General features: G+C 48.0%; 8 protein-coding genes. 6 read left to right on the top strand and 2 right to left on the bottom strand.

What is annotated here, in order from left to right; genetic code table 11:
- From VIN66_RS12135 to VIN66_RS12110, 6 genes are all read left to right on the top strand, one after another.
- Positions 1-293: ATP-binding cassette domain-containing protein (locus VIN66_RS12135; RefSeq protein WP_331924221.1), on the top strand; the 293-nt coding region annotated here is incomplete at its 5' end.
- Positions 294-497: 204 nt separating this feature from the next.
- Positions 498-965 carry a Dps family protein gene (locus VIN66_RS12130; protein ID WP_331924220.1) on the top strand — a complete coding sequence of 156 codons (468 nt, stop codon included), beginning with the start codon at positions 498-500 and terminating at the stop codon, positions 963-965.
- A gap of 183 nt (positions 966-1,148) precedes the next feature.
- On the top strand, positions 1,149-1,994 hold the full coding sequence (locus VIN66_RS12125) for an HDOD domain-containing protein (RefSeq protein WP_331924219.1): 846 nt from the start codon (positions 1,149-1,151) through the stop codon (positions 1,992-1,994).
- Between the two features lie 57 nt (positions 1,995-2,051).
- The gene (locus VIN66_RS12120) at positions 2,052-3,734 is read left to right on the top strand and encodes an NAD-dependent malic enzyme (RefSeq protein WP_331924218.1); all 1,683 of its coding nucleotides are present in this window, start codon (positions 2,052-2,054) and stop codon (positions 3,732-3,734) included.
- Between the two features lie 96 nt (positions 3,735-3,830).
- The gene (locus VIN66_RS12115) at positions 3,831-5,711 is read left to right on the top strand and encodes a DUF885 domain-containing protein (RefSeq protein ID WP_331924217.1); all 1,881 of its coding nucleotides are present in this window, start codon (positions 3,831-3,833) and stop codon (positions 5,709-5,711) included.
- Positions 5,712-5,776: 65 nt separating this feature from the next.
- A complete protein-coding gene (locus tag VIN66_RS12110; protein WP_331924216.1) occupies positions 5,777-6,928 on the top strand; it encodes a GNAT family N-acetyltransferase in 1,152 nt (383 codons plus the stop codon).
- Here VIN66_RS12110 and VIN66_RS12105 read toward each other — a convergent pair.
- Both VIN66_RS12105 and yghU read right to left on the bottom strand, forming a co-directional pair.
- Entirely contained in the window at positions 6,915-7,295 is a 381-nt protein-coding gene (locus VIN66_RS12105; RefSeq protein ID WP_331924215.1) for a glutathione S-transferase N-terminal domain-containing protein, read from the bottom strand. The two genes, VIN66_RS12110 and VIN66_RS12105, sit on opposite strands and share 14 nt — an antisense overlap.
- A gap of 87 nt (positions 7,296-7,382) precedes the next feature.
- On the bottom strand, positions 7,383-7,972 hold a 590-nt coding region (gene yghU / locus VIN66_RS12100; protein ID WP_331924214.1), incomplete at its 5' end, for a glutathione-dependent disulfide-bond oxidoreductase.

Raw genomic sequence — 7,972 nt, 5'->3', positions numbered from 1 at the left:
AGAAGTCGGTAAAGGTATTATCAGGTGGTGAAAAGGGCCGTATGTTATTTGGCAAACTGATGCTGCAGCGCCCGAACATTCTGGTGATGGATGAACCTACCAACCACCTGGACATGGAATCGATAGAATCGCTCAACCTTGCGCTTGAGCACTACAAAGGTACCTTGTTGTTTGTCAGTCACGATCGTGAATTCGTGTCCAGTCTGGCCAGCAGAATTATTGAAATTACCGGCCAGGATGTACGTAATTTCGTCGGTACTTACGAAGAGTATCTGGCCGCTCAGACGGCGTAACATCGCCATTAATAGCAGTAAAAAAGCCGGCCTTTTACGACCGGCTTTCTTTTTCAGCTTGATTTTAGTTACTTCATCCCCATGTTATTTATAGTACTTTCAACTATTCCCGGTAAGATATTGTTTTGAGCAGTAAGGCTGAATTCAGCCAGCATTTTTTATGCTATGTTGATTACTCGCCCGGGTTAACTAAGAGGAACCGCTATGAAAATCAATATTGGTATCAGTGAAGAACAACGTAAAGCTATTGCCCAGGGGCTGGCGGTATTGCTGGCCGACACTTACACGCTGTATTTAAAAACACACAATTATCATTGGAATGTTACCGGGCCTATGTTTCAGACGCTGCATACGTTGTTTGAAACGCAGTACACTGAGCTGGCTGTAGCCGTTGATGATATTGCTGAGCGCATCCGCGCATTGGGCGAATTTGCGCCGGGCTCATATAAAGAGTACGCCAAACTGACCAGCATCAAAGAGGCTGACAGTATTCCATCAGCCGAAGAGATGATTAAAGACTTAGTAAAAGGGCAGGAAGCCATTGCGAAAACGGCGCGCTCTATAGTGCCTACCGCCGACGAAGCATCTGACGAAGTGACGCTGGATCTGTTAACTCAGCGTATGACGGTGCATGAGAAAACTGCCTGGATGTTGCGCAGTTTGGTGGCTTAATAACCAGCCGGCGGGCCTATGTGGTCTGGCCTGCCGGTATAACTTCCTCACTAAGCTCAGAAAAATGTAATTCTGCCAAAAATCACTAAGTTTTTCCCGGCAAAGCTTGTAAAATCACGTCCAGCAGTAACACTTATAGCTGGTGCACTTTTAGGGTGTGTCCGCTACGGGAGACGATATCCAATGAAAGCCTTGCAATATGCGCAAAATGTTGCAGATCTGTTTGCTTTGCCGGAAGGATATTTAAAAGTAAAACAGTTGATGGACTCTGACATTGCGAGTCTGGATGAGATAGCCGAAGTTATTTTGCTCGACCCGGTATTGACTTCCAAGTTACTAAAACTGGCCAACAGTGCCATTTATAACTTGCCGTATCAGGTAGAAAGCGTAAGTAAGGCGCTACTTGTACTTGGAAAAACACAGGTATACAACCTGGTATTGAGTATTGGTATTTCCTCTGCCTGCAGCAAAGTAGACACCTCCGCCATTGATTTGGAAAGATTCTGGGAGCAAAGCATTAATGCCGCTCTTATCGCACGTTTTCTTGCTCAGTGCTGCCAGCTAAAACCAAATGACCGCTATTACGTAGCAGGGCTGTTGCATAATATTGGCGAACTGGTTGTACTGCACAACAATGCGGAGCAAGCACACCGTTGCCAAAGCTACACCGCAGACGAAAAACCATGGCAGCTTCAACAGCGTGAGCTTGGTTTTACTTATGCAGAATGTGGTGCTGAGCTACTGCATTTGTGGCAGTTACCCGACAGCATCGTTGAGCCGGTTGCCCTGCAGCATAGCCATAAATTTGTGCAAAAAAACACTGCCCAGCTGGTGTTGCATCTTTCAGTCAGGCTTGCTCTGGCAAACCAACACCCGGAAATGTACTCAACCCGGCAACTGGTCGATCCTTTCGTTCTGGAATTGTTAGAACTGACGCAGCAGGATATCATTCGCGCTATCGATTTTTGTAACACAGAAGGCTTGTTTATCCTGTCAGTGTTAAACCCCAGAATCAGCACTATCTATTAATCTTACAACAGACAAAGGCAGAAGCGCTGTGCTTTGTCTGCTATTCGGATATTACCCATGAAAAAATCGCCACTGTACACCGCGTATTCAGGTTCAGCTTTATTAGAAACACCCCTACTGAACAAAGGCAGTGCTTTCACCGTAGAAGAACGTCAGGCATTTAACCTGGCTGGCCTGTTACCTCCGCGTTACGAAACCATTGAAGAGCAGGTTAGCCGTGCTTATATGCAGTATAAGAGTTTTGACACTGCCATTAACAAGCATATTTATCTGCGGGTAATTCAGGACAATAACGAAACCTTATTTTATCGTTTGTTGCAGCAGCACTTAGAAGAGATGATCCCGATTATCTATACGCCGACTGTCGGTGATGCCTGTGAACAGTTTTCTGATATCTATCGCAGTGCCCGTGGTTTATTTATCAGCTATAACGACAGGTACCAGCTGGATGACGTTTTGCGCAACGCGACAAAACGCAAGGTAAAAGTCATCGTTGTTACCGATGGTGAGCGGGTATTAGGCCTGGGTGATCAGGGTATTGGCGGCATGGGTATTTCTATCGGTAAGCTGTCATTGTACACCGCTTGTGGCGGCATCAGCCCGGCTTATACCCTGCCGGTGATGCTCGATGTAGGTACCAATAATGAGAAGCTGCTCAATGACCCTATGTACATGGGGCTGCGGCAAAAACGTGTTGGCCAGGCCGAATACGACGAGTTTGTTGAGTTGTTTATTCAGGCCGTAAAACGCCGCTGGCCTGATGCCATTATTCAGTTTGAAGATTTTGCCCAACCGAATGCGATGCCGTTGTTGCAGCGTTACCGTGAACAGGTGTGCTGCTTTAACGACGATATACAAGGCACTGCTGCGGTTACAGTAGGCACCTTGCTGGCGGCCTGCCGCAGCAAGAATACCCGTTTATCTGAGCAAAAAGTGGTATTTGTCGGCGCTGGCTCTGCAGGTTGTGGTATCGCAGAGCAGGTCATCAGCCAGATGGTGGCAGAAGGTATCACTGAGCAACAGGCTCGCAGCCAGATATACATGATAGACCGGCTTGGTTTGTTAACAGACACTACGCCGGGGCTTCGCGATTTTCAGCAGGTGCTGACACAGCCGGCTGCGGCAATAGAAAGTTGGAGTTACAGTGGCGAGTTCCCAACTTTACTCGATGTGATGAACTGTGCAGCTCCAGGCGTGTTAATTGGAGTGTCCGGTCAGGCTGGCTTGTTTACAGAAGCGGTGATCAGGGCCATGAAGTCCGGTGTCAGTACACCGATTATTTTTCCGTTGAGTAACCCGTCTCGTCAGGTTGAAGCCACGCCGGAGCAGGTTATCAGCTGGACAGAAGGCGATGTAATTATTGCGACCGGCAGTCCTTTTGCTCCGGTAAGTTATAACGGCAAACAGTTTGCCATTGCGCAGTGCAACAACAGCTATATTTTCCCAGGCATTGGCCTTGGTGTTATTGCCTGTAAAGCACGCCTTATCAGCGATGAAATGTTAAGAGCGGCCAGTAAAACGCTCGCTAGCGCATCACCACTGGCAAACAACGGTAGCGGTGGCTTACTTCCGGCGTTTACTGAGCTTGCTGCATTGAGTAAGCAAATTGCTTTTAACGTGGCGAAAGTTGCCATGGCGCAAGGCTTGGCGCTGGAGCTGGAAGATTCGTTATTGCAGCAGAAAATTGACGATAATTTCTGGTTACCGGAGTACCGCCAGTATAAACGGGTTAGTGCCTGAGGCTGACAAAGCTCGTTACAATTAGTTTTAGACTTAACATTATGTAAAGGGTACGCTGTATTCTGCTAATAACCAGAACAACAAGGAACCCCTTTTATGTATAAGTCCCTGATTGCTTTGGCAGTGGCCGGCGTTTTAGCCGGCTGCAGCCCATCTGAAAAACCTGCAACTGATACCTCAAACAACACTGCCGCCAATAGTGCGGCTGCTCAGGTTACTGCTGAAAATACGCAGTCTGAAACTGAACGGCTGAATCAGTGGTTCGAGACAAAGTACGAAGAGCAATTGCAACAAAGCCCGTTGCAGATGACCTATATGGGGCGTAAAGATAAATACGACGAGGTTGACGATGCCTCTATCGCTGCTGAAGACGAACAGCTGGCCTGGCTTGCTGCTACCGTTGAAGAGCTAAAGTCGAGCTTTGATTACACTAAACTTGACCCTGAAGCGAAAACATCTTACGACGTCTGGATTTACCAGTATGAGCAAGCCAAAGAGGGCGCGGCATATCGTAAACATGGCTATGTGTTTACGCAGATGAACGGTATTCACGCCATGCTGCCGCAAATCATGATTAACTTCCATAAAGTAGATACTGCAGAAGATATGCAGGCCTATGTTAAGCGTATCGAAGGTGTAAGCCGCGCAATAACACAGCTGCTGGAACGCGCACAGGGAAATGCAGAGCATGATGTCAGGCCACCGCGTTTTGCTTATGAAGGGGTCATGGAACAGATTAATAACCTGATAACCGGTGCGCCCTTTACTGATGCAGAGCAGGATGTGCCATTGTGGGCGGATGCCAAGGGCAAAATTGATGCTCTGGTTAAAGCCGACAAACTGACAGATGAGCAGGCAAAGCAATTATCTGAAGAAGCGAAGAGTGCGTTGCAGACGCATTTTTTGCCTGCCTACACTGCGTTAAAACAATGGCTGGAAAAAGATATTCAGCTCACTGACAAAATTGCAACCGGCGTCGGCAAACAGGCGGGCGGTACTGAGTATTACAACTACCGCCTTAAAGCATCGACTACAACAGACTTAACAGCGGAACAAATTCATCAGATTGGTTTAGACGAAGTAGAGCGTCTGACCAAAGAGATGGTAGCAATAAAAGATCAGGTCGGCTTTAAAGGTGATCTGAAAGCCTTCTTCAAATTTATTAAAGAAGATGATCAGTTCTACTACCCGGAAACCGATGCCGGCCGTGAAGCCTATCTTGAAGATTCAAGACAGTATCTGGCGTTTATTAACGAGCAACTACCGAAATATTTCGGCATTTTGCCCAAGGCTGACCTTATCGTAAAACGGGTTGAACCGTTCCGCGAGCAACCAGGTGCTGCCCAGCATTATTTCCCGGGTACACCTGATGGTGCACGCCCTGGTATTTACTATGCGCACTTGTCAGATATGCGCTCAATGCCGAAAAATGAGATGGAAGCTATTGCATATCACGAAGGTAACCCTGGTCACCATATGCAGATTTCGATAGCACAGGAACTGACATCTGTTCCTACCTTCCGTACGCAAGCAGGCTTTACGGCGTATTCTGAGGGCTGGGGCTTATATGCTGAGCTGTTAGCTAAAGAGATGGGCGCTTATCAGAACCCATACTCAGATTTTGGCCGCCTGATCACCGAAATGTGGCGCGCTGTGCGCTTAGTGGTAGATACCGGGCTGCACAGTAAAGGCTGGACAGAACAGCAGGCCATTGATTACTTCCTGGATAAAACGCCTATCGCGCAAGGTGCTGTGATTTCAGAAGTTCGCCGCTATATCGTTTGGCCAGGCCAGGCGACCGGTTATAAAATTGGTATGCTGAAAATCCTTGAGCTACGCAGTAAAGCGCAGCAGGCGTTGGGTGATAAGTTTGACATAAAAGCGTTTCACGATACTGTGCTGAGTGGTGGTGCTTTACCACTGAGTGTACTGGAAAAACGTGTAGACAACTGGGTTGAGCAGGTAAAATCCAGTTAATTGACGTAACAGAAAAGGCTGCAGCAATGCAGCCTTTTTCATCTGAGCAGTTGTGACGCGCTATTATGCAAATTGATTTCGTATCTGATATTTCAACGTTGGACAGAGCGCAGTGGAATTCGCTTTTTGGCGGTAGCTATCCATTTTGTCAGTACGACTTTCTGTTAGCTCTGGAGCAGGGCGCTAGCGTAAATGGCAATAGCGGCTGGCAGAGCCAGCATCTGGTTGTCAGTCAACATGGTGAGTTAATAGCCGCCATGCCAGCTTATCTGAAGTGGCACTCTTATGGAGAGTACTTATTTGACTGGCAGTTTGCCGACGCCTACCGTCATTACAATTTGCCTTACTACCCCAAGCTGTTAAGCGCTGTACCTTTTACCCCGGCGCAAGGGCCAAGGCTGGGTGTAGCCGCAGATTATCAGCATATTGATATGCTAAAGCTGATAACCGAAGCGCTGATTAAACGCATCGATTCGTCGGAGCTCAGCCAGTTTCAATGTTTATATGCCAGCGATGATGACAAGGCAGCGTTTCGTCAAACGGGATATCAGGAGCGTATTGATGTTCAGTTTTTGTGGCACAACAGGGGCTATCTTAATTTTGACGACTTCCTGGCGCAATTGATGTCACGCAAACGCAAGCAGATCCGCAAAGAACGTCAGGCAGTAACAGAGCAGGGGATCGATATCCGCGTCATTACCGGCAGTGATTTAACGGCAGCATTCTGGCAGCAGTTTTACCGGTTTTATCGTGCAACCTATAACAAACGCTCTGGCCATGGCGGTTACCTGACGTTAGAGACATTTATGCGTTGGGGACAGAGCATGGCGTCACAGATTGTGGTGTTTGCGGCGTTCAGACAACAGGATATGGTGGCCGCAGCATTGTGTTTCACCTCAGCGGATACACTGTACGGCCGTTATTGGGGTTGTAATGAAGATTTCAGTCAGTTGCATTTTGAATGCTGCTATTACAGCGGCATACAATACTGCATTGAGCATAAACTACCGTATTTTGACGCCGGCGCCCAGGGCGAACACAAGCTGCAACGCGGCTTTGAACCTGTGTTACGCTCGGGCTTCTACTATATAAAACCCACCATACTCGGCCCGGCGATTACCGATTATATTCAGCGTGAACAACAGGCGGTACGACAGTATCAGGCAGAGGCTGCAACACAGTTACCTTACAAAATATCCAGCTCTAACGCGGGCTAAAGCGGCTATTCAGATATTTAATAATATCAGCCGACTCATACAGCCACTGTACCTTGCCAGGCGCACTTTCAATGCGTAAACATGGCACCTTCACGCGGCCACCTTCAGTAGCTAACAGTTGCCGGTGCTCATCATTGCGCTGGGCATCGCGTTTTTCTACCGGCAGGTTAAGCCGGGCAATTTCCTTACGCACCCTGATACAAAACGGGCAGGCGTTAAACTGATATAGCTGTAATTGCTGACAGGCAGCATTAACATCAGCCTGCGCGACGCCACAACGCTTAATACCTTTAGGCGTCGTCAGCCTTTCGCTTAGCAACATAACCGGGGTAAGGATAAGACGGATAACTTTGAACAGAATACGCATACTACCGTTGCCTGTTTAGCATTCAATGTGAAAAACGGCGCGGATTGTAGCACAGCCACGCCGTTTGTCCCGCGTTAATGCCGATAATTACAAACCGAAGGGTGTAAAATCCTCTGTACTGTGTCGCTCAGGCAATTGCGGGCCGTCACCAAAACTGCGGTTTACAATATAGCCGCGTTTCACCGCCGGCCGCTCGTCCAGCTGTTTTGCCCAGCGCATCAGATGCTTATAGCTTTGAGTATCAAGAAACTCTGCAGCATTATAGGCACGGTTTAATGCAATACCGCCATACCAGGGCCAGATCGCCATATCAGCAATGCTGTATTCGCTGCCAGCAACAAACTCATGTTTCGCTAACTGTTTATCCAGCACATCGAGCTGCCGCTTGGTTTCCATCGCGTAGCGGTTAATGGGGTACTCGTACTTTTCCGGCGCATAGGCATAGAAGTGGCCAAAGCCACCACCGACAAAAGGCGCACTGCCCATCTGCCAGAATAACCAGTTTAATGTTTCAGTACGTTTTGCCGGATCCTTTGGCAAAAAAGCGCCGAACTTTTCCGCCAGATAAAGCAGAATAGAGCCGGATTCAAATACCCTGACACCGTTTGTCGTACCAAGCAGCGCCGGAATTTTCGAGTTAGGGTTAAGTTCAACAAAACCGCTGCCAAACTGATCAC

The organism is Rheinheimera sp., from assembly GCF_036568245.1.
Classification (GTDB): domain Bacteria; phylum Pseudomonadota; class Gammaproteobacteria; order Enterobacterales; family Alteromonadaceae; genus Alishewanella.
Note: the sequence above shows the minus strand (reverse complement) of the source record. Positions and strands in the feature narration are given on the sequence as shown.